38 protein-coding genes and 1 pseudogene are annotated in these 20,095 nt (G+C 71.3%); 37 read left to right on the top strand and 2 right to left on the bottom strand.

All coding sequences use genetic code 11. The features are described from left to right. The first annotated feature begins 45 nt into the window (after positions 1–45). The 21 genes and pseudogenes from ACWFQ8_RS29995 to ACWFQ8_RS29895 all read left to right on the top strand — a co-directional run bounded on the left by ACWFQ8_RS29995 (position 46) and on the right by ACWFQ8_RS29895 (position 9,633). On the top strand, positions 46–372 hold the full coding sequence (locus tag ACWFQ8_RS29995) for a hypothetical protein (protein WP_453789429.1): 327 nt from the start codon (positions 46–48) through the stop codon (positions 370–372). After that, entirely contained in the window at positions 369–809 is a 441-nt protein-coding gene (locus tag ACWFQ8_RS29990; RefSeq protein ID WP_453789428.1) for a hypothetical protein, read from the top strand. The genes ACWFQ8_RS29995 and ACWFQ8_RS29990 overlap by 4 nt, the downstream gene beginning before the upstream one ends. After that, positions 806–1,012: pseudogene (locus ACWFQ8_RS29985) on the top strand (WhiB family transcriptional regulator); the annotation flags it as partial. The gene ACWFQ8_RS29990 and the pseudogene ACWFQ8_RS29985, both read left to right, overlap by 4 nt. Positions 1,013–1,371: 359 nt before the next feature. Then, positions 1,372–1,662, top strand: a complete 291-nt coding sequence (locus ACWFQ8_RS29980) for a hypothetical protein (RefSeq protein WP_453789427.1) — start codon at positions 1,372–1,374, stop codon at positions 1,660–1,662. 49 nt (positions 1,663–1,711) lie between these two features. After that, positions 1,712–2,008 carry a response regulator transcription factor gene (locus ACWFQ8_RS29975; protein ID WP_453789426.1) on the top strand — a complete coding sequence of 99 codons (297 nt, stop codon included), beginning with the start codon at positions 1,712–1,714 and terminating at the stop codon, positions 2,006–2,008. After that, complete coding sequence (locus ACWFQ8_RS29970; RefSeq protein WP_453789425.1) at positions 2,005–2,199, top strand: hypothetical protein; 195 nt, start codon at positions 2,005–2,007, stop codon at positions 2,197–2,199. The genes ACWFQ8_RS29975 and ACWFQ8_RS29970 overlap by 4 nt, the downstream gene beginning before the upstream one ends. A gap of 41 nt (positions 2,200–2,240) precedes the next feature. Next, positions 2,241–2,558, top strand: a complete 318-nt coding sequence (locus ACWFQ8_RS29965; RefSeq protein WP_453789424.1) for a hypothetical protein — start codon at positions 2,241–2,243, stop codon at positions 2,556–2,558. A 27-nt stretch (positions 2,559–2,585) separates the two neighbouring features. Beyond that, entirely contained in the window at positions 2,586–3,023 is a 438-nt protein-coding gene (locus ACWFQ8_RS29960; RefSeq protein ID WP_453789423.1) for a hypothetical protein, read from the top strand. After that, positions 3,023–3,280 (top strand): hypothetical protein, encoded by a 258-nt coding sequence (locus ACWFQ8_RS29955; RefSeq protein WP_453789422.1) that lies wholly within the window; start codon positions 3,023–3,025, stop codon positions 3,278–3,280. The genes ACWFQ8_RS29960 and ACWFQ8_RS29955 overlap by 1 nt, the downstream gene beginning before the upstream one ends. A gap of 74 nt (positions 3,281–3,354) precedes the next feature. Then, the gene (locus ACWFQ8_RS29950; protein WP_453789421.1) at positions 3,355–3,615 is read left to right on the top strand and encodes a hypothetical protein; all 261 of its coding nucleotides are present in this window, start codon (positions 3,355–3,357) and stop codon (positions 3,613–3,615) included. 65 nt (positions 3,616–3,680) lie between these two features. Further along, complete coding sequence (locus tag ACWFQ8_RS29945) at positions 3,681–4,058, top strand: hypothetical protein (RefSeq protein ID WP_453789420.1); 378 nt, start codon at positions 3,681–3,683, stop codon at positions 4,056–4,058. Next, a complete protein-coding gene (locus tag ACWFQ8_RS29940; RefSeq protein ID WP_453789419.1) occupies positions 4,037–4,582 on the top strand; it encodes a hypothetical protein in 546 nt (181 codons plus the stop codon). Before ACWFQ8_RS29945 ends, ACWFQ8_RS29940 begins: the two co-directional genes overlap by 22 nt. Then, entirely contained in the window at positions 4,579–4,875 is a 297-nt protein-coding gene (locus ACWFQ8_RS29935) for a hypothetical protein (protein ID WP_453789418.1), read from the top strand. The genes ACWFQ8_RS29940 and ACWFQ8_RS29935 overlap by 4 nt, the downstream gene beginning before the upstream one ends. After that, on the top strand, positions 4,872–5,174 hold the full coding sequence (locus tag ACWFQ8_RS29930; RefSeq protein WP_453789417.1) for a hypothetical protein: 303 nt from the start codon (positions 4,872–4,874) through the stop codon (positions 5,172–5,174). Before ACWFQ8_RS29935 ends, ACWFQ8_RS29930 begins: the two co-directional genes overlap by 4 nt. A 175-nt stretch (positions 5,175–5,349) precedes the next feature. Then, positions 5,350–5,724, top strand: coding sequence for a hypothetical protein (locus ACWFQ8_RS29925; protein ID WP_453789416.1), 375 nt, complete (start codon positions 5,350–5,352; stop codon positions 5,722–5,724). Continuing rightward, positions 5,721–6,098, top strand: a complete 378-nt coding sequence (locus ACWFQ8_RS29920; protein ID WP_453789415.1) for an SLOG family protein — start codon at positions 5,721–5,723, stop codon at positions 6,096–6,098. Before ACWFQ8_RS29925 ends, ACWFQ8_RS29920 begins: the two co-directional genes overlap by 4 nt. Then, positions 6,095–6,661 (top strand): hypothetical protein, encoded by a 567-nt coding sequence (locus ACWFQ8_RS29915; protein ID WP_453789414.1) that lies wholly within the window; start codon positions 6,095–6,097, stop codon positions 6,659–6,661. The genes ACWFQ8_RS29920 and ACWFQ8_RS29915 overlap by 4 nt, the downstream gene beginning before the upstream one ends. Continuing rightward, positions 6,658–7,008: a hypothetical protein gene (locus tag ACWFQ8_RS29910; protein ID WP_453789413.1), complete on the top strand. Its 351-nt coding sequence runs from the start codon at positions 6,658–6,660 to the stop codon at positions 7,006–7,008. Before ACWFQ8_RS29915 ends, ACWFQ8_RS29910 begins: the two co-directional genes overlap by 4 nt. Positions 7,009–7,099: 91 nt before the next feature. After that, positions 7,100–7,306 carry a hypothetical protein gene (locus ACWFQ8_RS29905; RefSeq protein ID WP_453789412.1) on the top strand — a complete coding sequence of 69 codons (207 nt, stop codon included), beginning with the start codon at positions 7,100–7,102 and terminating at the stop codon, positions 7,304–7,306. A gap of 91 nt (positions 7,307–7,397) precedes the next feature. Continuing rightward, positions 7,398–8,135 carry a hypothetical protein gene (locus ACWFQ8_RS29900; protein WP_453789411.1) on the top strand — a complete coding sequence of 246 codons (738 nt, stop codon included), beginning with the start codon at positions 7,398–7,400 and terminating at the stop codon, positions 8,133–8,135. Between the two features lie 700 nt (positions 8,136–8,835). Then, complete coding sequence (locus ACWFQ8_RS29895) at positions 8,836–9,633, top strand: phage antirepressor KilAC domain-containing protein (RefSeq protein WP_453789410.1); 798 nt, start codon at positions 8,836–8,838, stop codon at positions 9,631–9,633. 168 nt (positions 9,634–9,801) lie between these two features. Here the strand turns inward: ACWFQ8_RS29895 and ACWFQ8_RS29890 are convergent, their stop codons facing one another. Both ACWFQ8_RS29890 and ACWFQ8_RS29885 read right to left on the bottom strand, forming a co-directional pair. Further along, complete coding sequence (locus ACWFQ8_RS29890) at positions 9,802–10,038, bottom strand: hypothetical protein (RefSeq protein WP_453789409.1); 237 nt, start codon at positions 10,036–10,038, stop codon at positions 9,802–9,804. A 90-nt stretch (positions 10,039–10,128) separates the two neighbouring features. Beyond that, on the bottom strand, positions 10,129–10,419 hold the full coding sequence (locus ACWFQ8_RS29885) for a helix-turn-helix domain-containing protein (protein ID WP_453789408.1): 291 nt from the start codon (positions 10,417–10,419) through the stop codon (positions 10,129–10,131). A 164-nt stretch (positions 10,420–10,583) separates the two neighbouring features. Here ACWFQ8_RS29885 and ACWFQ8_RS29880 point away from each other — a divergent pair, with 164 nt between their 5' ends. The 16 genes from ACWFQ8_RS29880 to ACWFQ8_RS29805 all read left to right on the top strand — a co-directional run bounded on the left by ACWFQ8_RS29880 (position 10,584) and on the right by ACWFQ8_RS29805 (position 20,029). Next, a complete protein-coding gene (locus ACWFQ8_RS29880) occupies positions 10,584–10,961 on the top strand; it encodes a hypothetical protein (RefSeq protein WP_453789407.1) in 378 nt (125 codons plus the stop codon). A gap of 64 nt (positions 10,962–11,025) precedes the next feature. Further along, entirely contained in the window at positions 11,026–11,988 is a 963-nt protein-coding gene (locus ACWFQ8_RS29875) for a hypothetical protein (protein ID WP_453789406.1), read from the top strand. Further along, positions 11,988–12,542, top strand: coding sequence for a hypothetical protein (locus ACWFQ8_RS29870; protein ID WP_453789405.1), 555 nt, complete (start codon positions 11,988–11,990; stop codon positions 12,540–12,542). Before ACWFQ8_RS29875 ends, ACWFQ8_RS29870 begins: the two co-directional genes overlap by 1 nt. Further along, positions 12,539–13,045 carry a hypothetical protein gene (locus ACWFQ8_RS29865; RefSeq protein ID WP_453789404.1) on the top strand — a complete coding sequence of 169 codons (507 nt, stop codon included), beginning with the start codon at positions 12,539–12,541 and terminating at the stop codon, positions 13,043–13,045. The genes ACWFQ8_RS29870 and ACWFQ8_RS29865 overlap by 4 nt, the downstream gene beginning before the upstream one ends. Next, positions 13,042–13,758 (top strand): hypothetical protein, encoded by a 717-nt coding sequence (locus ACWFQ8_RS29860; RefSeq protein ID WP_453789403.1) that lies wholly within the window; start codon positions 13,042–13,044, stop codon positions 13,756–13,758. The genes ACWFQ8_RS29865 and ACWFQ8_RS29860 overlap by 4 nt, the downstream gene beginning before the upstream one ends. Positions 13,759–13,782: 24 nt before the next feature. Then, positions 13,783–13,929, top strand: a complete 147-nt coding sequence (locus ACWFQ8_RS29855) for a hypothetical protein (protein ID WP_453789402.1) — start codon at positions 13,783–13,785, stop codon at positions 13,927–13,929. A gap of 78 nt (positions 13,930–14,007) precedes the next feature. Then, complete coding sequence (locus tag ACWFQ8_RS29850; protein WP_453789401.1) at positions 14,008–14,142, top strand: hypothetical protein; 135 nt, start codon at positions 14,008–14,010, stop codon at positions 14,140–14,142. A gap of 8 nt (positions 14,143–14,150) precedes the next feature. Next, the gene (locus ACWFQ8_RS29845) at positions 14,151–14,465 is read left to right on the top strand and encodes a hypothetical protein (RefSeq protein WP_453789400.1); all 315 of its coding nucleotides are present in this window, start codon (positions 14,151–14,153) and stop codon (positions 14,463–14,465) included. After that, on the top strand, positions 14,462–14,917 hold the full coding sequence (locus ACWFQ8_RS29840) for a DUF6221 family protein (RefSeq protein ID WP_453789399.1): 456 nt from the start codon (positions 14,462–14,464) through the stop codon (positions 14,915–14,917). Before ACWFQ8_RS29845 ends, ACWFQ8_RS29840 begins: the two co-directional genes overlap by 4 nt. A 270-nt stretch (positions 14,918–15,187) precedes the next feature. Then, positions 15,188–15,589: a hypothetical protein gene (locus ACWFQ8_RS29835; protein ID WP_453789398.1), complete on the top strand. Its 402-nt coding sequence runs from the start codon at positions 15,188–15,190 to the stop codon at positions 15,587–15,589. Between the two features lie 96 nt (positions 15,590–15,685). Then, positions 15,686–15,964, top strand: a complete 279-nt coding sequence (locus ACWFQ8_RS29830) for an HNH endonuclease (RefSeq protein ID WP_453789397.1) — start codon at positions 15,686–15,688, stop codon at positions 15,962–15,964. Positions 15,965–16,127: 163 nt separating this feature from the next. After that, entirely contained in the window at positions 16,128–16,373 is a 246-nt protein-coding gene (locus tag ACWFQ8_RS29825; protein ID WP_453789396.1) for a hypothetical protein, read from the top strand. Beyond that, positions 16,330–17,883 (top strand): terminase large subunit domain-containing protein, encoded by a 1,554-nt coding sequence (locus ACWFQ8_RS29820; RefSeq protein WP_453789395.1) that lies wholly within the window; start codon positions 16,330–16,332, stop codon positions 17,881–17,883. The genes ACWFQ8_RS29825 and ACWFQ8_RS29820 overlap by 44 nt, the downstream gene beginning before the upstream one ends. A 9-nt stretch (positions 17,884–17,892) precedes the next feature. Further along, positions 17,893–18,060 carry a hypothetical protein gene (locus ACWFQ8_RS29815; RefSeq protein WP_267841091.1) on the top strand — a complete coding sequence of 56 codons (168 nt, stop codon included), beginning with the start codon at positions 17,893–17,895 and terminating at the stop codon, positions 18,058–18,060. Next, entirely contained in the window at positions 18,057–19,226 is a 1,170-nt protein-coding gene (locus tag ACWFQ8_RS29810; RefSeq protein WP_453789394.1) for a phage portal protein, read from the top strand. Before ACWFQ8_RS29815 ends, ACWFQ8_RS29810 begins: the two co-directional genes overlap by 4 nt. After that, a complete protein-coding gene (locus tag ACWFQ8_RS29805; protein WP_453789393.1) occupies positions 19,223–20,029 on the top strand; it encodes an HK97 family phage prohead protease in 807 nt (268 codons plus the stop codon). Before ACWFQ8_RS29810 ends, ACWFQ8_RS29805 begins: the two co-directional genes overlap by 4 nt. Positions 20,030–20,095 lie beyond the last annotated feature (66 nt).

The raw sequence follows: 20,095 nt of genomic DNA, 5'->3' as shown, positions 1-20,095 counted from the left end.
TCGGTCACTGCTGTCACTGCGGGCACTCCCCCTCGGCGGCCCGCGATGACCAACCCGGGCATCGCCGCGCGCATCGCAGCCGCCGCGGACCACGCGATCGAACGCACCTGCCCCCGCTGCGGAGCATCCGTGCTCACCGCGTGGGCCGGTCGCACCGCAGCCCTCCACGTGATTGCCGACGCCGAGCCGATCGACCTCGCCACCGAGATCCAGGCCCGCCTCGAAGGCCGGCTCACCTGGCGGCTCCTCGCCACCGGGCTCGGCGTCCGACGCATCGTCTGGCGCGAGCCCCTCGCCGTCCCCCACAACAAGCACCCCGTGCTCCGCGACCACCGCTGCCCACCCCGCCCCGTCCAGGAGGCCCTGCTGTGACCTCGCGTCTGTTCACCATCCACCTGCCGGCCGGCCTGGCCCTGCTCAACAGCAACCAGCGCCCCCACCACGCGGTCAAGGCCCGGATGACCGCAGCCATCCGCAGCGCGGCGATGGCTGCCTGCTCCGAAGATCCGGCCATGCGCGCGGCCCTCGTCGCCGCCGGTGACGGCCCGGCGCTGCAGCGCGCCTACATCCTCGGAGTGCTCCACCCTCCGTCGCGGCGCCGCGCCGACCCGGCGAACTGGTACCCGAGCTTCAAGGCCGCGGTGGATGGCCTCGTTGACGCCCGGGTGTTGGAGGACGACGACCACACCCGCGTCGTCGGCCCCGACATGCGCATCGGCCCCGTGGTGAAGGGCGGCCGCATCTCCCTGCACATCCAAGAAGTCGACAGCGCCACGTTCGCCGCGTTCCAGTGGAGGACCGCATCATGACCAGCCCTACCTGGATGGCCGCCCCGGTCGCGCGCCCCTGTGCCGCCGCACCCGACCGCTGGTTCTCCAAGGTCGCGAAGGACCGGCAGACCGCTGTGGAGCTGTGCAAGCGCTGCCCACTGTTCGTGCCGTGCCGGGAGTACGCGCTGGAGCAGCGGCCCCCGTACGGAATCTGGGGCGGCCTCACCCCGCGGGCCCGCCGGTCGGGCGCCGACGAGCCGCGCGAGCCGAAGCGCCAGACCGGCGTCCCGGTCGACTGCAACCACCCGACCGCGTACTTCCAGCACCGGCGCCGCGGCGAGACCTGCGAGCCGTGCTACGCCCGCCGCGCCGAGCAGCTCACGGCCGACCGCCGGGCCCGACTCGACCGCGAGCACACCGAACACGGCGGCTCGATGATCGGCTACCACGCACACAAAGCCCTCGGCGAACCCCCCTGCGACACGTGCCGCGAGGTCAACATTCGCCGGCTCGCCGAACGACGCAAAGGCCAGCGCGCCCGGACGACGCGGTTTGACCCCACCACCGGCAGCCACCCCGACGCCGCCTGAAAGGCACCCCCATGACCGAACACGTCATCTCCTTCGAACCGCTCCCCCAAGCCACCGCCAAGGGCCAGTGGGGCATTAACGCCGCCATCGCCACCCAACTCCGCACCAAGCCCGGGCAGTGGGCGCACATCGACTCCAAGAGCACCCGCGCCTCCGCCGCCTCCACCGCATACGCCGTTCGCAACGGCCACCTCAACGCCTACGCCCCCGCCGGAACCTTCGAAGCCACCTCACGCACCGTCAACGGCGAATACCGCGTCTACGCCCGCTACGTCGGACACGACAACGACCCGACCCCCTGACCGCCACTCCGGTGCCAGACCGCCCTCGCGCCCAGGAAGGACACCCCCCGTGACCCAGCCGCCCACCCGTCTCCGGACCGTCCCCAAGCTCACCCCGCGCCTCCTCCAGATCATGAAGCTCGCCGCCGAGGGCCGAACGAACGAGGAGATCGCCGCACTCCTCCACCTCAGCGTGAACAGCGTCAAGACGCACATGTCGCGCGCGTTCAAGATCCTGCGGGCCCGGAACCGCTGCCACGCGGTCGCCCTGTGCCTGGCGTACGGGCTCGTCGAGACGCGGGAACTGCGGCCGTTCTCGCTGCCGCCGGGGCCGGCGTCGGCTGCGGCGGTTCGGTGGGCCGCGTGACGGCCGCCGAGACGTTCGGCCACCGGCCCGCGCTCGGCTTCATCGACGGGCGTGCCCTCGGCAACGTCTGCGAGCGCTGCGCCACCCGCCTGCCCGTCCCGCCGCGATGGTTCGGGCCTCGCATGCAGGCCGTCCGCTGGCCGTGCACGACCGCCCTCATCCTCGGCCTCGCACCCCGCCCCGCCGCCTGACTGACACGACCACCGCCCGATACGACCGGAGGAACCACCCTGTGAAGATCACCATCGACCTCCCCGACATCACCATCGGAGCCGACGACGACGGCGGCCGCGACGAACACGGCGCCCCCTACGGCCTGCCCGCCTGCCCCCACTGCCGCAGCGAATACGACGACCTCATGGCCAAGACCACCGACGGCCTCGTCCACGAGCGCTGCCTCACCGGCTGGTTGGCCCGCCGCGACGAACGCAACGCCTGGAAGGTGCTGGCCGCGCAGGTCGCCCGGCACCCGTCCCGCCAGTCCGCCGCCACGCTGCGCGCTGTGATCCAGGCACTCCTCGCGATGCAGCCGCCCGCCTCCCGCACCTGACCACCCGACACGACCAGAGGAACCGACATGTACCCCAGCCTGTTCACCACCCCCGGCCTCGCCCGGTTCGCCGAGGAGATCGACGCCGAGCGCTCCCGGCAGCTCCAGAAGTGGGGCGACCAGCGGCACCCCGACGGCACCGGCACCACCGAGTACGCCAACGCCGCGAGCCGCTTCAAGGCCGCCTGCGAGCGCAACGCCGGCGCCCCGCTGTGGTCCTTCGTGCTGCTGGAGGAGGTCTACGAGGCCCTCGCCGAGACCGACCCGGCGAAGCTGCGCGCCGAGCTGATCCAAATCGGCGCCGTCTGCGCGGCCTGGGTGTCCGACATCGACCGGCGGCCGCCCACGGAGCGCTGCGACGTCGAGTTCGTAGGCGGCGGTAGCTGCTCGAAGCCCGCCGGTCACCGGCCGCCCGGCAGCCAGGACCCGCACACTCCGCCGCTCAGCACCGCCCAGGAGTCCTGATGCCGACCGTTCCGCCCCCGCACGATCACGCCCTGCCCGCCGAAACCCTCGACGAGAAAGCCGCCCGCCTCGAAGCCGAGCAGCCGCCTCCGCCCTGGCCCTTCGCGCTGAACGATCCGGTGCGCGCCGTGCACTTCGCCCTCGAACCCGACTGCCCGTACGGCGACCCCAGCCGATGCCCCTACGAGGTGCGCGCTGCCAACGCGGTCCGCGCGTACAAGACCTGGGCCGCCGCCCACCCGCACGCCGCCCCGTGACCACGCAGGCGGCCGGCCCCGCGGCAATCGGGGCCGGCCACCCCCAGCACACCACACCCCAGGAGCAACACACCATGACCCACCAGCCCGCACCCCTCCCCGACGGCTTCACCGCCCACACCTGCATCAGCGCCAAGTGCGCGCTCTGCGGCTACTTCCACGACGAGGACGAGGGCGCCACCGTGCACTTCGAATCGCTGGCCGAGGCCCACTCCATCCTGCGCAGCTTCGACTGGGTCGTCCTGGCCGACGGCCGCCCGCTATGCCAGTCCGACGACGAGGACCACAAGGCGTTGAAGCTCACCGTCGGCCTCGCCCCGGACCCGACCGCCTGACCCCGCCGTCCGGCCGCCCCGCACCACCGCGGGGCGGCCACCCCACCAGCCACCAGGAGCAGCACATGCCGATCCGCCCCGAGAACCGAGCCCGCTACCCGCACGACTGGCCCGAGATCAGCGCATCGATCCGCTTCGGCCGCGCTGGCAGCCGCTGCGAATGCGTCGGCGAATGCGGCCGCGGCACCCACACCGGCCGCTGCCCCAACGAACACGACCTGCCCGCCTACGGCACCGGCTCCACCGTCGTCCTCACCACCGCACACCTCGACCACACCCCGGAGAACTGCGACCCCGCCAACCTCCGCGCCATGTGCCAGGGCTGCCACCTCCACTACGACCGCCAGCACCACGCCCAGACCCGCGCCGCTACCCGCCGCGCCGCCATCACCGCGGCCGGCCAGCTCACCCTGGAGGACCCGTGCCCGAGCGCGTCTACATGAACCGCCGCACCGGCGAAGAACGCATCCACATCGAGATCACCTACGGCGAGATCCGCGAGATGCTCACACGCCCCGCCGGCGGCACAGCCCGCGAGCTCTGGCAGCTCCTCGCCACCGCCGACCGCCACTTCAACGAATCGACCCCCGCCCCCGAGCCGACCGACGTCGACCTGGAACGCGCCGCCGACCAGCGTGAGACCGCCGCCCAGCACACACGCGGCGCACACGGGTACTGCGGTCCGACCTGCGAGGCGGAGTTCCCCAGCGCGCAGCTCCGCAACTTCATCCTCGCCAAGGGCTACCCGGGGACCGCCGGGATGCTGGACGAACTCCTCCGCCGCGCCTCGACGACGGCACCCGAGCCGACCCAGGCCGCCGCGTTCAGCGCTGCCGAGCGCCAGTTCCTCACCTTCGCCCTCGACCTCGCCGCCGACCACATGGCCAGCCGCGGCGAGTTCACCGACGAGGACCACGCCGCCCTGGACCGCTTCCGCCGCATGACCACCGAGGAGTCCGGAGCATGAGCCAACAGTTCACACCCGCCCTGCCCGCCGCCATCGTCAGCTACCTCGCCGAGCAGGAAGCCTCTCGCGCCCGAGCCGTCAACCAGATGATGAGCCGCTTCACCGACCGCGAACTGGCCCTCATCAAGGAGGCCGCCGTCATGGGCTACGTCCAGGGCATGCGGCACCACGACCTCAAGTACCCCGGCGACCGGCAGGTCGTGTTCCTCGTGGCCGACGCCTGCCGCGCCTTCGCCGATCTTTACCCGACGATCGCCGGCTGGACCCCGACCGAAGACGAGGACGGATCATGACCGCCGTCCTCCTGGCCGTGGCGGTCGTGGCCGGCTACCTCACCGGCCGCGCCCGACCCGCGCACCGCATCTCCGACTGGGCCGACCGCCTCCCCTGGCGGCGGCCCGGGTTCTCCCGCCGCGAGTGGCGCTGGTGGGCCGCGCAGCCCGTGTACGCCGTCCAGATCGCCGTACTCCTGACCACCCGGCCCCGCGCCACCGTGCGCGCCTGGCGGACCCGCAACGACCCGCCGCCGCCGCGCAGCCCGGCACCCGTGCTCGTCACGCCCTGGCCGCCCGAGCCCGGAGACCCGCGGTGAACGGCTGGGCGTGGGCCGGCGCAGCCTTAGCCGTCCAGATCGCCGCCATCCCCCTCCTCAGCTACGCCCTACGCCACGGCGAACGCCAACCCCGCGCAGGCCGTCACGCGCCCATCCACCGCCCGTCCTGGGCCCACACCGCCCCGTCCCGCCGCCGCATGAGGAGACACCGCCGATGACACCCGCCGAAGAACTTTGCACCGCAGCCCGCCTCCTCCTCGACCGAGCCGCCGGTGCGATCCACGAAGACCGCCTCACCTGGGCCACCGGACACACGCTCGGGAGCCGGTCCCCCGTCGTCGTCGACGACCAGGAGAAGCCGAGCGTCCTCATCGAGACCTACGCCGCCCGCCTCGAATCCGTGAACCGCTACCTCGCCCTGCTCGGGCCGGCCACCGGACTTGCGCTCGCCGACTGGCTCAACGAGACCGCCGCCGAAGTGGCCGCCGTGGAGGGCACCGAGTACGCGCTTCACCCCGACGGCGGAACATCCAAGGCCTGGACCGCCGCGCTCGCCGTGGCCCGCGCGATCCTCGGGAGCCAGTCGTGACCGCCCCCTACCGGATCCTCGTCACCGGCAGCCGCGACTGGCCCACCCCCGAGGTGATCACAGCCGCCCTCGACGAGGAATACGCCCTCACCCCCGCCGACCGCGACGTGATCCTCGTACACGGCGGATGCCCCACCGGCGCCGACGCCATCGCCCACACCTGGGCCGGCAAGCACCCGGCCATCAGCATCGACATCTTCCTCGCCCAATGGGACACCCAAGGCCGCGCCGCCGGCCCGATCCGCAACGCCCGCATGGTCGCCGCCGGCGCCGACGTCTGCCTGGCGTTCATCAAGAACGGCAGCCGCGGCGCCACCCACGCCGCACGCCTTGCCGACCGCGCCGGCATCCCCACCCGGAGGTGGACCACATGACCGAGCCGAAGCCGCACGGCCCGATCGACTGGGCCAACCAGCAGGCCGAGCAGCGCGGCCAGGCGCAGCCCGCCCGGAAACTCCTCGACCAGATGAGCGACGCCGAACTCGCCGCGCTGTACGGCGAACGTGACTTGGCCGTCAGCCTTCTCGCCAGGGTTAGGGAGACCAGCGCCCAGCTCATCAACAACGCCAACGCGCGCGCAGACAAGGCCGAGGCCGAACGCGACAAGGCGTGCACCGCGTTCAACGCCAAGGTCATGGAACTGGAACAGGCCAAGCGGCAGCAGCTCGGCGACCGCGAGGCGATCAGCTACTGGTCCCATCAGGCCCGCCTCGCCCGCGACTACTCCGCGCACGACGGCCGCGCCCTCGCCTCGACGATCGTTCAGGCCCGCCGCTGGGCCGCCCGCGCCCGGACCGCCGAGGCTGCGCTGGCTCGCGGCCGCGAGGTCGAAGAGCAGTGGCGCATGCACTTCCTCGCCACCGGAGAAGCCGCCGGAGGACACGCCCTCGCCATGGTCCGCGCCGCCCTCGACGAGCCCCAGGAGCCCACCCCGTGAGCACCCGCACACCGGGCAGCCTGATCGCCCGCAACCACGTCGCCGCCCGACTCATCACCCACCACGACCTCGACCCCCTCGAAGCCCACATCGCCGTCACCCGCGTCCACTGCGGCCTGCCGACCGAACACGAAGCCCTAGTCCGGCAGGAAGCCCGCGCAATCATCGACGAGCTCCAGCAGCGACTCATCGAGGCGTTCGCGCCCATCGCCACCGCGATGAAGGCCCTCGGCGAAACCATCGCCCGCACCGCGGCGCAGCTCCCGCCCCCGCCCGCCCGCGCGCCGCGGTCCCGGCCGGCCTGGCAGTCCCCGTACGGGTCGCCCCGGAAAGGACATCGCTCATGAGCCTGTCCAGCGTCATCGTCATCTGCGTCACCGCCCTGCTGATCACCATGATCGGGGCCAGCACCAAGCACCAGCCGAAGGGGAAATAGCCATGGAGGTCGTCATCACCATCACGCGAGAGAGCAGCTGGTTCATCCCCTGGCGCTACGGGTGGGAAGCACGCGTGCCGTACGGAGACCGGCGAGATGGATTCGCGTCTACCGAGCGCCGTGCACGAGCGAAAGCCGAACGGACCGCCCGGCGACTCCTCACCAAGGACGTGGCCAGCTACACCGTTTCGGCCTCCGACCCCGCCTGAGCAAGCGCGAGGGGCGCGCCTCATGTCTGACCAGGACAGGCGCGCCCCCAGGTGGTCCCAACGTACCGCCCCACAGCCCACGGAGCACACGATGACCACCAGCCCCGCCGCCCTCCACCTCGCCACCATCGGCATCCTTTGGCCCCACCTCGACGCAGCCCTCGACCAGCACGGTGGCGACACCTGGCCGCCCGCCGGGAAGGGCGACTTGCTCCGTCACCTCGACGCGGCCGACGCAGCCGAAGCCGCTGGCATCCGCGCGCTGGAGCGGGACCCCCAGCAGATCGGCGAGACCCGCGCCCCGCTGAACCTGCGGATCCTCGACACCGGGCGGATCGTCGAGCGATTCCTCGTCGACCTCGCCGACGAGATCGCCCCCCAGATCACCGAGACCGCATCCACCCACGCGCCCGCGGACTGGCAGACCCGCGGCTGGACCGACACCGACCGCCGCCGCCGCGACACCACCGCCGTCTTCGAGCAGGCCGACCCCCGGCGCTGGCGGTACGTCGGACTCCGCACCGTCGAGTACGCCGCCGGCTGGCTCTACGCCCGCGTCACCGGCGAGGACGGCCCGTTCCGCCCGCTCACCCTGGAACACCACGAGAAGATCACCGTCATCGCCGGAGGATGCGCCGATCGGATCCGGACCGCGCTCGGCCTCCTCGAACAGCAGCAGACCCTCGACCGGCCGTGCCCCGCCTGCACAACCGGCAGCCTCATCATGACCGCGGGCGGAGGCCTCGACCCGATCGCCGAATGCCACAGCTGTGGCCGGTCCTGGACCTCGGACGGGATCGTCGTCCGCGCCACAGCCGCCGCCGCGTAACCCGCCACGTTCGGGGGTTGTCCGGAGCAAGGCCCGGACAACCCCGCGGTACGTCGCTCTACCGCGCTGGCCCGGCCCCCTGTTGAATGGGCACTCGTCGGCAGAGAGGGAGAACCACATGCCCCGCCGGAAGAAGCCGCCCCTGCCCACGTTCGTGCCGTGGGTAGATGGCGGTCTCGCCATCCGTCACCACGATGACAACGAACGCATCGGCCGGATCGGGTACGTTGCCGCTGGCGATGCCCCGGCAGGCTGGTACCTCGCTTGGGAGTACAGCGGTTTCCCGATTTCACGGCACGACGATGCGCAGGCCGCCGTCGCAGCCGCTTGTGACGCCTACCCTGCGTTGCTGCAGAGCGAGGTGGGAGCCCGTGAGGAGTACGAGTACGGGGAGCGCTTCGCCCGGCGGCAGGCTGCTGCAGTTGCACGAGCTGTCACCGTCCCCACGGGTGGCCAGCGCGGATGGAAGCCAGCGCCAGCCAGTGGCCCAGTCTGATTCATGCCCGCCTTGGCGCCCGCTACCAACTGGTAGCGGGCGCTGCAGTGTTGGCCCGTCGGACTTGACCGGCAAATCCCGATGTCATCACCCGGTCGGCGTAGAATCTCAGCTGCCGGGACGCATATGCGCCCTGGAACGAGATCGGCCCCCGCGCGGATGTGCGTCCGCCGAGGGCCATGGATCAAGGAGGTACCACTCCTGATGTCTCGCCCCAACAGTAACCTGCCCGACCCCGCGGGTGCCACGCCGGGGTCCAGCCCGTTCGATCGGATCCGCCGCGAGGACGCGACTGGCGAACACTGGGACGCCCGCGACCTGCAGCCTCTCCTCGGCTACGTGAAATACGAGCGCTTCGAAGATGCAGTGGACCGCGCGGTCGTGTCCATCCGCAACACGGGACAGCACGCTGAGCTGCACATTTCCCGGCGCCGGGAAGAGGTCAGCTCCGGGATATCGCGAGGAACCTACAGGCTCAGCCGCTACGGCGCCTACATGATCGCCATGAACGGCGACCCCCGGAAGCCGGAAGTGGCAGCCGCCCAGACCTACTTCGCCGTCCAGACGCGGAAGGCAGAGGTGGCGGCCCAGTCGGCGCCACCCGCTCTACCGCAGGACTATGAGGAGGCGCTTGTCGAACTCCTCGGTAAGGTCCGGGAGAACAAGGCCCTCGCCGCCGAGAACAAGGTGTTGGCCCCGAAGGCCGGCAAGTGGGACGAGTTCCTGAACGCCGAGGGGCTTTGCGGCATGACTGAGCTCGCCGACCTCCTTCACATCGACGTGCGCACCCTCACCGGGTGGATGGTCGATGTGGGCTGGTTCCGGAAGCAGACGTCCAGGTTCGGGGGGAACCGCAACCTGCCGCGGAAGCCGCTCCAGGACTCAGGCGCTTTCGTCGTCAAGCAGCAGACGACCAACGGCGTCAACTTCCCGGTGGCCTACGCCACCGCACAGGGTATCGACATGGTGGTCGATGCTTGGGAGAAGCGCGCCGCGGCCTGATCGAACCTGACGCCCGCCTCCGCATTCAGCGGGGGCGGGCGTTCTGCTGTCCGGAATCTCGCTCTGTCATATGCCTACCGCCCCACCGGCCTGCGGGTTTACGGTGTGGTTCCGGATCATCCCGGGCCCGTCGCCCTCCCGGCTCCCCACGGGAGGGCTGCCGCGCGCCTACGCCTCGCCGGGCTCCTCGTACACGTGCGGCTGCCCGCCCTGCCAGGCGATGACCTCGGAGTCGCCAAGGACCAGCTCGTCGGGGTCGGGGATGTCGATCCGTCGCAGGAACTCGATCAGGTCCTGGTCCGAGTACGCCACCCCCAGCACGGTGTCGATGCCCCGGACGCGGATCGTGACCCGCCGGCCCCCGCTCGGCGAGATCCGGTGCACGACGATCGGCGCACGCTCCATGGATTCAGACTGGGGGAGCGCGGGCGGCACGGCATCCGGACAGCACGAAGCCCCAGACCCTGGCGGTCGGGGGCCTTGCCGTGCCCGTGACTACTCGGGGGGCTTCACCTTCGGCCGCTTCGAACCCGAGCCGGAGTAGCCCCGCACGATGTCCTGCACCGTGCTGAACGAGATGCCCAACTCGGTACCCACGCTCCGCAGAGTCGCACCCGGCCGCGCGAGCAGCTCGGCCACAGCTGCCTGCCGCGCAGTCTTGAGCTTCCGGTTCTGGTCTGGCAGACCTTTCAGCACTGCGCCCAGGGCCCGCGCACGCTCGGTCGGGTCGGCAATCCCTTCGAGCGCATCGATGGCTTCGAACACCCGCTGCACCTCCTCGCTCACACGCGGTCCCTCCGGTTGGGCGGACCCACTTCCCAAACTGTAGGGGGTCCCCCTACAGTGATGGAAGTAGCACCCGCTGCTGATACAGAACGGCCCCGGCCGGCGCTCGCAACGCCACGTGGCCGGGGCCAGCCCGCTCATCCCTTTCACCGAAGGAGCAGGCCATGACACACCGTACCCAGCTCAGCCAGCCGGACGAAGCCCTCCAGCGCGCCCGAGGCGACGCACCCACCGAAGCCGCCCGCTGCCTTCTACGCGCCGTCGCCCAGCGCCTCCGCGACGAACGCCCCACCGACCCGATGCGCAACACCGCGATCGACGCGCTCGCCCTTACCTACTCGGAGCGCCGTTTCGGCGTCGGCACTGCGATGGCCGAGGAGGCCGAGCGTCAGTTCCACGGCCACGCCCCGCGCATCACGGAGCCCATCACCCGAGGCGAGTACTCCCTCATCCTTGACCGCGCCGCTGGTGGATCCCTGGAACCGCAGGCGTGCCGCGTATGCGAGCGGCTCCAACCCCGCGCCTGCGCCCTCCACGCCTGACCCACGCCGCCCTCCGGCCGGGCCCGCCCTCGCGCGCCCGGCCCCCGTACGCCCTGGAGCACCCGTGCGCACCCGCATCACCTGGTGGGCCAGCCTCGCCCTCATCGGCGGAGCCGCCGCCGGCATCACCGGTTGGTCCCTCTACGTCGTCGCCCACGACATCTACGGCGTTCCCAAGGGACTCGCCATCCTCACCGCCGCAGTCTTCGACGGCACCGCCATCGCAGCCCTCCACCTCGCCGGACAAGCCGTCCAGGAGAACCGCTCCGCACTCGGCCCGCACCTCGCCACCCTCGGCATGGCCACAGCCTCCATCTACCTCAACCGGCTCCACGCTCAGCACATCGACGGCGGCCTCGGCGCCACACTCCTCTTCGCCACCCCTACCGTCGCTCTCCTCCTGATCGCCGGACTCGCATGGTCCGCCGTCCGCGCTCGTCACCGCGCCGCCGTCGGCGACACCCCCGTGACCCTGCCCCGATACGGGCTGTGGGGCTGGCTCCTCGCCACCGAAGACGCCTGGGAGGCAACGAAGAAGCGCGCCGTCACGCACGTGACCAGCAGCGCATCAGTCGCGCCCCAGCCGCAGCAGCCCAAGCGTCACAGCGCATCAGCAGTCCTCCGAAGCCACTTCGCCGACATGGACCCTGCCGAGGCAATCCGCTTCGCGCACTCCGCGAAGCCGAGCACCCCGCCAGCCGACCTCGCGGCCGAACTCACCTCGTACGGCGTTCACGTGTCGGCCGTGCAAGTCGCCCTCGTACTCGGCCAGACCCCGGCCCGCATCACCCTGGAACGCGATGATGCACCTGATGCGCCGCAGGTCAAGGCGTCGGCACCGCTGAACAAGAGCGACGCGATCGTGGACGCCGCATCACTGCTCGGCCCTGATGCGAAGGCTGCCGACATCGTGAAGCGCGTGAAGCGTGACACCGGTCTCACGGTGGATGCGCCCTACGTCCGCACCGTCCTGTCCCGGAAGAAGGGCACGCCCGGCGTCGGCCAGGGCGGGGAGGGCTACAACTGATGACCGAGGCCCCGATCATTCCGACGCGGGTCATCCCGCCCGGCGCGCCGCTGCCCCCGCGGCCGCCGGCCCCCGGGGAGACCCCGCCCTGGCGCCCGCCCCCGCCCGCCCCTCCAACGCCACCAGTCCCGCCCGCCGACCCGCCGTGGCACTCCATGCCCGCCCCGGCCCCCGCCCCGATCGAACTCCGCGTCACCTTCGCCCCCTACCTGGAGCCGCAGCCCGGCCGCTGGGAGCGTCTCGCCACCTGGCTCCGCCGCTTCGGCCAGCCCTGGCAGGCCGCCGCCGCGCTCACCCTCGCCGTCACCCCCATTCCCGGCGTCGGCTACAGCATCGCCACCACCTGGGCCTACACCGTCGACCTCGGCCGGGACATCGGCCCCTGGCAGCCCTACGCCCTCGGCTGCCTGCCCTTCGCCCTCGTCATCAGCCGGATCCTGCGCCACGGCGGCAGCGTCCGCCGCCTCTTCCTCCTCACCGTCACCGGCTTCGGCGTCTACGGCGCTCTCGACTGGTTCGACCTCATCACGATCATCACCGGAGTCACCCGATGAACATCGGCCTCAGCCTCGCGGGCGCCCTCGTCTGCATCGGCATCCTGTACGCCCAGCTCCGCCGCTGGTGGACCGGCAACCGAGACCCGAAACTCCTCCTCCCCCTGGCCCAGGGCACCCTCATGGGAGCACTCGGCACCCTCTGCGCCGGGGGAGTCCTCGGCCTGGTCTCCGGCTGCACCCGACAAGGCGTCTCCGCCGGCGCCGACAAAGCGGTGAGCGGACTCACCGGCACCGGGCCCGGAACCCCGATGGCCGCCGCCAGCCTCGCCGGCCGCCTCACCACGGAAGGCGGCGTCGTCGTGGCCCTAGCCGCGGCCGCAACCGTCATCGCCTACAAGGCCGCCTCCAAGGAGGACAAGAAGCGGCTCATGGGTGGCCTGCTCGTCGGGTCTTGCCTCACCGTGGTCGCTGGAGTCGCCGGGGCCCTCGACGCGCTGCCCGGGCTGGTCAACGAGGCCGGGGCCGCGGGTCGCCGCGTCCTCGAAGGCGGTTCGCTGTGAGCGCCGTGGCCCGGGCTGGGGTGCGCATGCGCGCCGGGTCCGCTCGGGTCTGCCGTGAGCGGGCGGAGCAGCTGCGCACGTGGGCAGCGCGTGGCCGCCGGGAAGACCTGGACGGCTGGAAGGCCGCCCTCGGGTCGTGGCTGCGGCTGGCGCTGCTGGCCGCGGCTGGGTACGGCGCGTACTGGTCCTGCCGCCGGTGGCCGTGGTTGATGTGGGTGCTGGCCGTGTGGTGGGTGGCCGCCGCATGGCGGGCCGGGCGCCCCGGTTGGAAGCCCACGGCCCCGGATCCGGCTGCCGCCGCCCAGGGGCCCGATCCGACAGCGGAGCCCGGCCCGATCTCGCTGGCCAAGGAGCATCCGCCCGGGCCATCCCTCGGCGACGTCCTCACGGCCGCCCGCGCCCTCGGCACCCCGCACGTCCACCTGGCCGCTATCGAGGAGTACCTGGGGGTCCCGCGCGGCACCGTCCGACCGGTGCTCACCACGGCCGGCATCCCCATCACCGACGTCCGCATGCAGGGCCGCGGCACCAGCACCGGTATCCGGGGCGCCGACGTGCCGCCCCTCTCCTCCCCCTCTCCGATAGGGGTTGCTGACGTTGTTGGTGCAGGTCACGGCGCCAACAACAGCAACAACAACGCGCTGCGAGTCAAGGAGGAAGCGGGGATGACGATCATCCTCGACCCCTCCGAGCGGCGCGCGTACACCGTCTGACCACACATCACGAAGGAGAACCCAGTGAGCCACGAGCAGAACTACGACATCAGCGACGTCATGAGCGCCGAGGAGCTCTACGAGGACGACCGCACCGCCGAGTTCCGGCAGGACGCCGAGGACGAGGCCCGCTACGCGTCCGAGGCTGCCGCCGACGGCGAAGAGCGCTGAACCCCCGGGGCGGCCTCCGCCTGGCAGCTACCGGCCGCCCCGGGTCCCCGTCACCTCACGAGAGACAGGACCGCCAGCATGAACCACCCGTTCCAGAACACGATCTCCGAGGCCGAGCTGCTCCGTAGGAACGAGGAGACCCGCGCCGCCCAGCGCGCTGCCGCCGAGCAGGCCCGGCAGAACCAGCCGCAGCCGGCACCGAAGCAGGGATGATGGACGGCATGGACCAGCAGCGCATTGAGCTAAGCCAGCAGCGTGCGTTCGAGCTCCACCAGGCCTTGGAAGCACGCGATGACCAGATCAAAGCCGAACGGCTTCACCTGCTCGTCCATCCCGTCTTCCCTCCTGCTCCTGGCTGCCCCGAGTGCGGGGAGCCGTCCGACTCGACAACGTGGTCGGTCGTGGAGCAGGGCGACTCCTACGAGCTGCACCTCGATATCGGGCCCTGCGGCCACCGTTTCCGATCCGATTGGGAGCCGATCCTGAGGTTCGTTGGGGACGAGCACTGCCATACGTGGATCGAGGAGCTGTTGTGAGTAGCGGGGAAGGGATGATGGGCGGCATGGACGACCTCGTGCAGTTCCTCCGCGACCGCTACGACGAGGAGACCGAACGCGCGCAGCTCGCCCTCCGGCAGGACGACCCCGAGAACGGCTGGGGCGCGTTCCGGCCTGAAGGCCAGCACCACACGACGATCGTTCCGCACGTCGGGATGATCCACGAGCCGATTCAGGCCGAGCACGTCGTTCGCTGGAACCCGGCGCGCGTCCTCGCCGAGGTCGACGCCAAGCGGCAGATGCTCGGCGTGATCCTCCGCTACGAGGCCAAGATCGACAGCGAGTGGGGCTGCTGCCACAGCGGAGACCAGATCGCCGCCGGGCAGTGCGAGGAGACCAACCCCAACGAGATCGGGGCGCTCCGCCTCCTCGCCCTGCCGTACGCCGACCATCCCAAGTACCGCGACGAGTGGCGGCCGGAGACCGGCTGAATCCAGTCGCGCGCGAGGGGTGTTGTTCCGGCCATCCCGGGCGTAGCGTGAACCCTGCGCTGACGGTGGGCCCGCCCCTGGAGCCCCGCCCGCACTCACCTGCGGGCGGGGCTCTTCTGCACCTAGTTGCAAAACCGGCCGCCATGCCTCATCCTGGGCGCATCTCCGGCGTGCCCGGACACCGAAGCCCCGCCACCGTGCGGGGCTTTCGCATGTCACGGGTGCGTCACGACCACACCGCGGAAGCCACCGCCCAGCGAGGCTGTCCCGATGCGCACACACCGAACGGTCACCCTGCTCGCAGCCGCTGGGATCCTCGCCCTCACCGGATGCGCCGACCCGGACACCGACCACGCAGTCACAAGCGACGAGGGCAAGAAGCCGCCCGCCTACACCGTCATCAAGGACACCGACAAGCTCGGCGAACTCCTGATCCCGGACGCCACCAAGGACAGCGCCACCGCGGCACTGCACGACTGGATCGGCAAGAACATCCGCGACCGCAAGACGTTCACAGCGCAGGTAGTCCGCACCAAGGACGCCGGCGCCATCGTCTGCCGCGCCACCTACTACGCCGACGAGAAGACCGCCGAGCTCCGCAGCAACGGCACCGTCAAGTCGGGGTCCTGGCCCCACACCACCATGGAGTGCCCCGACCCGGCCGCGCCCTGACCCCGGGGCCACAAACCACCCGGGGCGGGTGGGTGCGGGTACGGCCGCCCGGGACAAGGGCCCCGGGCGGCAACCCGCAGACGAGGAGGCGCCAGCATGGCAAAGCGCACCGACCTCACCACCTACGCCTACCGCAAGCAACGCGCCCGCCTCCTCGCCGAGTCCGACGTCTGCCACCTCTGCGGCCACCCCGGCGCCGACGTCGTCGACCACCTCACCCCGGTGAGCCGAGGCGGCGACCCGCTCGACCCGGACAACCAGGCGCCGGCGCACGGCATCAACCGGTGTGCGACCTGCGGGCGGAACTGCAACGGCGAGCGAAGCAACAAGCCGCTGACCAGCGGGCTGAAAACCTCGCGAGACTGGTACGCGTAGCAATATGGCAAGCCTCTGACCTGCATAAATGCCGTGATCGCAAAGTTGCAGGTCAGCGAGCCGCCCCGATTTTTTGGGGAGATCATCTTCCCAGCCCCGCGCCCAGCTTTTATTTTTCTCCCCCCGGCCCCAATGCCACCGAGACGATCTTGGAGGAGGCCGGATGGGCCCCGTCGAGAAGGCCGTTCGCGACGACGTCGAGCAGCTCGGCGATCTCGTCGGCGTCGAGCCGTCCCTCACCGAGCTGGCCTACAGGCTCGCCGAGGAGATTGACGGCATCAGCACCGAGGACAACAAGCTGCTCCCCCTGCTCTCCCGCGAGCTGCGCCAGACCCTCGCTCAACTCCTGGAGGGACGGGCCGCCGATGACGACGACGACGGCCTCGGGGATCTGGCGGCCCCCATCTGAGTTCGCTGAGCAGCTGCGCGAGCTGTACGGGCTGGAATGCCCGCCGCTGTGGGGCACCCCGCGCCGGCCGGAGTGGCCGAGCCTCGGGCCGCGGGCCTGCGCCGTGATGGAGGCGCTCGGCTTCACCCCGATGCCGTGGCAGCGGTACGTCCTGGACGTCGGCCTGGAGATCAACCCCGAGACCGGGCTGTTTGCGCACCGCGAGGTCGGGCTGTCCGTGCCCCGGCAGCAGGGCAAGACGCAGCAGATCCTCGCGTTGATGACGCACCGCATCGCAGCGTGGCAGCGGCAGAACGTGGTGTACGCGGCGCAGACCCGCGGCATGGCCCGGCAGCGGTGGGAGGACGAGTTCCTCGTGACGTTGGAAGGATCGTCGCTCGCGCCCCGGGTCCGGGCCCGGAAGTCCAACGGCAACGAGGCGCTCATCTGGACGCGGACCCGCAGCAAGTTGGGCATCACCGCGAACACGGAGAAGGCCGGCCACGGCCCGGCCCTCGACCTCGGCGTGATCGACGAAGCGTTCGCCCACGAGGACGACCGGCTGGAGCAGGCGTTCTCGCCCGCGATGCTGACCCGGCCGATGGCACAGCTGTGGTGGGCGTCCGCGGGCGGCACCGAGAAGTCCGTGTGGCTGAACAAGAAGCGGGCCGCGGGCCGCGAGCTGATCGAAGGCTTGTGGGCTGGCGGGCCCCGGCCGTCCGTCGCGTACTTCGAGTGGTTCGCTCCGGACGACCTGCCGCGCGACGACCCGGCCACATGGGCGGCGACGCTGCCCGCGCTTGGCCACACCGTGACCGAGGCCGTGATCCGCTCGGAGTTGGAGAAGCTCGACCCGGGCGAGTTCGACCGGGCCTACCTGAACCGCACGCGGAAGGCCGCGCCGCCGTCGGACCCGAACGTGCCCAAGGCCGCGTGGCCCGGGCTCGCGGACGAGCGGTCCCGGCCGGGCGGCGAGCTGGCGCTGGCGGTTGAGGTGTCGCAGGACCGGGCCACGTCCACGATCGCGATGGCCGGGCTCCGGCCGGACGGCCGCGTGCACCTGGAGGTCGTCGACCGCAGGGCTGGCACGGCCTGGGTCGTCCCCGCCGTCGTCCGGCTGCGGGAGCTGCACGACCCGGTGGCCGTGGCGATCTCCGCGTCCGGGTCCCCGTCCAGCTCGCTCATCGACGACCTCGTCGCCGCCGGCATCCGCGCGCCGGAGGGCGACGAGAAGGACAGCCCGCTGCCGGGCCACCTGGTGGTGATGCGGACCGGCGACATGGTCGAGGCGTCCGGGCAGATGGCGGACGCGATGACGCAGGGCACCGTGCGGCACATCGACCAGGCACCGCTCACCGCCGCGGTGAACGGGGCGATGACCCGGCGCGTCGGTGATGCGTGGGTGGTGGACCGCACCAAGTCCTTGGCGGACGCCACCCCGTTCATCGCGTGTGTCCAGGCGCGGTGGGCGCTGCTCACCCGCGGCCCGCTGGTCCGCGCCGACTACGACGTACTCGATTCGATCTACTGAGGAGGCGCCGTGCGCAGTGTCGTGACGACCCTGCTCGACGCGCTCGCCCTGCTGCTGATCGCGGCCGGCGCAGCGTGGGGGCTGGCCCCGTGGATCGGCGGGTTCGCGCTCGCGGTCGCGGGCGCCGTCATCCTGGCCGGCTCGCTCTGGTCTGCGAGGGGCGGGGGTAGCGGATGAGCCTGTTCAAGCGCCGCAGCATCGCGGGCCCCACCGCCGGTGAGCTGATTCCCCCGCGCCCTGTGCAGCGCGCGGGCGGGGTGACCGTTACCAACGAGACTGCGCTGCGGCACAGCGCGGTGTGGGCGTGCCTGCGGCTCCGAGCGAACCTGGTCAGCACGATGCCGGTGGACGTGTACCGGCGGGTCGGCGAGATGAAGGTGGAGGTGCCCAAGCCGCCCGTCCTGGTCAACCCGGGGGGCGAGCGGGTCGGGATGATGGAGTGGCTGTACTCCACGCAGTTCGACCTCGACCGCGCGGGCAACTGCTTCGGGCTGATCACCGCCCGCGACGGCCTCGGTCTCCCGGCCCGCATCGACCTCGTCCCCCTCGCCGACGTCACCGTCCGGCAGCGGGATGGGGTGGTCACCTACAGGATCGGGCAGCAGGAGTACGCGGCCCACGAGGTGTGGCACGAGCGGCAGTACACGATGGCTGGCCTCCCGGTCGGCCTCTCCCCGATCGCTTACGCCGCGTGGTCGATCGGCGAGTACCTGAGCATCCAGCAGTTCGCGTTGGACTGGTTCGGCAATGGAGCGGTGCCGAGCGCCCATTTGAAGAACACCGCCAAGGTCATCGACCCGGTGGCGGCTGACGAGGCCAAGCGCCGGTTCAAGGCCGCGACCAGCAGCCAGGACTTGTTCGTCACGGGCTCCGACTGGGAGTACAAGATGATCCAGGCCGACGCCGCGGGCGCCGACTGGATCGAGGCCAAGCGGTACGGCATCGGCGACATCGCCCGTTTCTTCGATTGCCCCGGCGACCTCATCGACGCGGCCGTCGGCGGCTCGATGACCTACGCCAACATCACCCAGCGCAACTTGCAGCTCTTGGTCATGCACCTCGGGCCTGCGGTCATCCGCCGCGAGGACGCCCTGTCCTCGCTGACCTCCCGCCCGCGGTTCGTGAAATTGAACACGGACGCGCTGCTGCGTATGGACCCGCAGACGAGGGCCGCGATGCTGCGCACGCAGATCGAGTCCCGGCAGCTCGCCCCGTCCGAGGCGCGCGAACTGGAAGACCGCCAGCCGTTCACCGAGCAGCAGCTCGCCGAGTTCGACCGGCTGTTCGGCACGAAGAACCCCGCCCCGACAGCGGCGGCCGCACCGACAGGAGCATCGACATGACCGATCCGGCCAGCCTGCGGGCGCAGGCCGCAGCCGCCCGCCGTTCAGCCGCGGGCTCTGCCGACATGCGGGTCCCGCGTGACCGGCCTGCGGAACAGCCCGTACGGTTCTCATCCCAGCTCCGCGCGAAGAAGGTGATGCGCGACGACATGGAGTGGTTCGAGGTCGAGGGCTACGCCTCCAGCTTCGAGCGCGGCTACGAGATGTGGGACATGTTCGGTCCGTACACCGAGATCGTTTCCAAGGGTGCTGCGGACGTGACGCTCTCCGCGGACCCGGAGGTGGTGTTCCGCTTTAACCACGGCGGCACCCCGATGGCGTCGACGAGGAACGCCCGGCTCCAGCTGTGGGCCGACGATTCGGGTCTCGGTCAGCGTGCGTGGCTCAACCCTAAGAGGTCGGACGTGCAACTCCTCGTGCAGGCCATCGAGGACAGCGACGTGCGCGAGCAGAGCTTCATGTTCCGCATCACCGACGGCCAGTGGTCCCCGGACTACACCGAGTACCGCATCAACAGCTTCGACCTGGAGCGCGGGGACGTCGGGCCGGTCACCTACGGGGCGAACCCTCACACCAGCGTGTCCGCCCGCAGCGGGGAGTTCCTCGCCAGCATCGACAGCCTGTCCCCTCTCGTCGCCCGCGAGGCGTACGAGCGCCTGGGGCGCCGCGACGACCTCGTCGGGCTGCGGCAGCAGACCCAGCCCGAGGCCGGCCCGGCTTCCGAACCGGAGCCGGAACCGAAGAAGGGCCGCTCGGTGTCGATGCTGCGGACCCGCCTCCTCGTCGCGCAGAGCGAGGACTGACCCACCCCCGTTCCACCCCTGAACTGCACTTTCCAGCACGCCGTCCGGCAGATCGCCCGGAGGCGG

Source organism: Streptomyces sp. NPDC055254 (genome assembly GCF_053606025.1).
Note: the sequence above shows the minus strand (reverse complement) of the source record. Positions and strands in the feature narration are given on the sequence as shown.

Excerpts from the sequence above, each read along its gene's own strand:
- ACWFQ8_RS29995 (WP_453789429.1), top strand. The coding sequence starts at position 46 with ATGACCAACCCGGGCATCGCCGCGCGCATCGCAGCCGCCGCGGACCAC.
- ACWFQ8_RS29980 (WP_453789427.1), top strand. The coding sequence starts at position 1,372 with ATGACCGAACACGTCATCTCCTTCGAACCGCTCCCCCAAGCCACCGCC.
- ACWFQ8_RS29960 (WP_453789423.1), top strand. The coding sequence starts at position 2,586 with ATGTACCCCAGCCTGTTCACCACCCCCGGCCTCGCCCGGTTCGCCGAG.
- ACWFQ8_RS29955 (WP_453789422.1), top strand. The coding sequence starts at position 3,023 with ATGCCGACCGTTCCGCCCCCGCACGATCACGCCCTGCCCGCCGAAACC.
- ACWFQ8_RS29950 (WP_453789421.1), top strand. The coding sequence starts at position 3,355 with ATGACCCACCAGCCCGCACCCCTCCCCGACGGCTTCACCGCCCACACC.
- ACWFQ8_RS29945 (WP_453789420.1), top strand. The coding sequence starts at position 3,681 with ATGCCGATCCGCCCCGAGAACCGAGCCCGCTACCCGCACGACTGGCCC.
- ACWFQ8_RS29935 (WP_453789418.1), top strand. The coding sequence starts at position 4,579 with ATGAGCCAACAGTTCACACCCGCCCTGCCCGCCGCCATCGTCAGCTAC.
- ACWFQ8_RS29930 (WP_453789417.1), top strand. The coding sequence starts at position 4,872 with ATGACCGCCGTCCTCCTGGCCGTGGCGGTCGTGGCCGGCTACCTCACC.
- ACWFQ8_RS29925 (WP_453789416.1), top strand. The coding sequence starts at position 5,350 with ATGACACCCGCCGAAGAACTTTGCACCGCAGCCCGCCTCCTCCTCGAC.
- ACWFQ8_RS29915 (WP_453789414.1), top strand. The coding sequence starts at position 6,095 with ATGACCGAGCCGAAGCCGCACGGCCCGATCGACTGGGCCAACCAGCAG.
- ACWFQ8_RS29905 (WP_453789412.1), top strand. The coding sequence starts at position 7,100 with ATGGAGGTCGTCATCACCATCACGCGAGAGAGCAGCTGGTTCATCCCC.
- ACWFQ8_RS29900 (WP_453789411.1), top strand. The coding sequence starts at position 7,398 with ATGACCACCAGCCCCGCCGCCCTCCACCTCGCCACCATCGGCATCCTT.
- ACWFQ8_RS29895 (WP_453789410.1), top strand. The coding sequence starts at position 8,836 with ATGTCTCGCCCCAACAGTAACCTGCCCGACCCCGCGGGTGCCACGCCG.
- ACWFQ8_RS29890 (WP_453789409.1), bottom strand. The coding sequence starts at position 10,038 with ATGGAGCGTGCGCCGATCGTCGTGCACCGGATCTCGCCGAGCGGGGGC.
- ACWFQ8_RS29880 (WP_453789407.1), top strand. The coding sequence starts at position 10,584 with ATGACACACCGTACCCAGCTCAGCCAGCCGGACGAAGCCCTCCAGCGC.
- ACWFQ8_RS29870 (WP_453789405.1), top strand. The coding sequence starts at position 11,988 with ATGACCGAGGCCCCGATCATTCCGACGCGGGTCATCCCGCCCGGCGCG.
- ACWFQ8_RS29865 (WP_453789404.1), top strand. The coding sequence starts at position 12,539 with ATGAACATCGGCCTCAGCCTCGCGGGCGCCCTCGTCTGCATCGGCATC.
- ACWFQ8_RS29850 (WP_453789401.1), top strand. The coding sequence starts at position 14,008 with ATGAACCACCCGTTCCAGAACACGATCTCCGAGGCCGAGCTGCTCCGT.
- ACWFQ8_RS29845 (WP_453789400.1), top strand. The coding sequence starts at position 14,151 with ATGGACCAGCAGCGCATTGAGCTAAGCCAGCAGCGTGCGTTCGAGCTC.
- ACWFQ8_RS29835 (WP_453789398.1), top strand. The coding sequence starts at position 15,188 with ATGCGCACACACCGAACGGTCACCCTGCTCGCAGCCGCTGGGATCCTC.
- ACWFQ8_RS29830 (WP_453789397.1), top strand. The coding sequence starts at position 15,686 with ATGGCAAAGCGCACCGACCTCACCACCTACGCCTACCGCAAGCAACGC.
- ACWFQ8_RS29825 (WP_453789396.1), top strand. The coding sequence starts at position 16,128 with ATGGGCCCCGTCGAGAAGGCCGTTCGCGACGACGTCGAGCAGCTCGGC.
- ACWFQ8_RS29820 (WP_453789395.1), top strand. The coding sequence starts at position 16,330 with ATGACGACGACGACGGCCTCGGGGATCTGGCGGCCCCCATCTGAGTTC.
- ACWFQ8_RS29810 (WP_453789394.1), top strand. The coding sequence starts at position 18,057 with ATGAGCCTGTTCAAGCGCCGCAGCATCGCGGGCCCCACCGCCGGTGAG.
- ACWFQ8_RS29805 (WP_453789393.1), top strand. The coding sequence starts at position 19,223 with ATGACCGATCCGGCCAGCCTGCGGGCGCAGGCCGCAGCCGCCCGCCGT.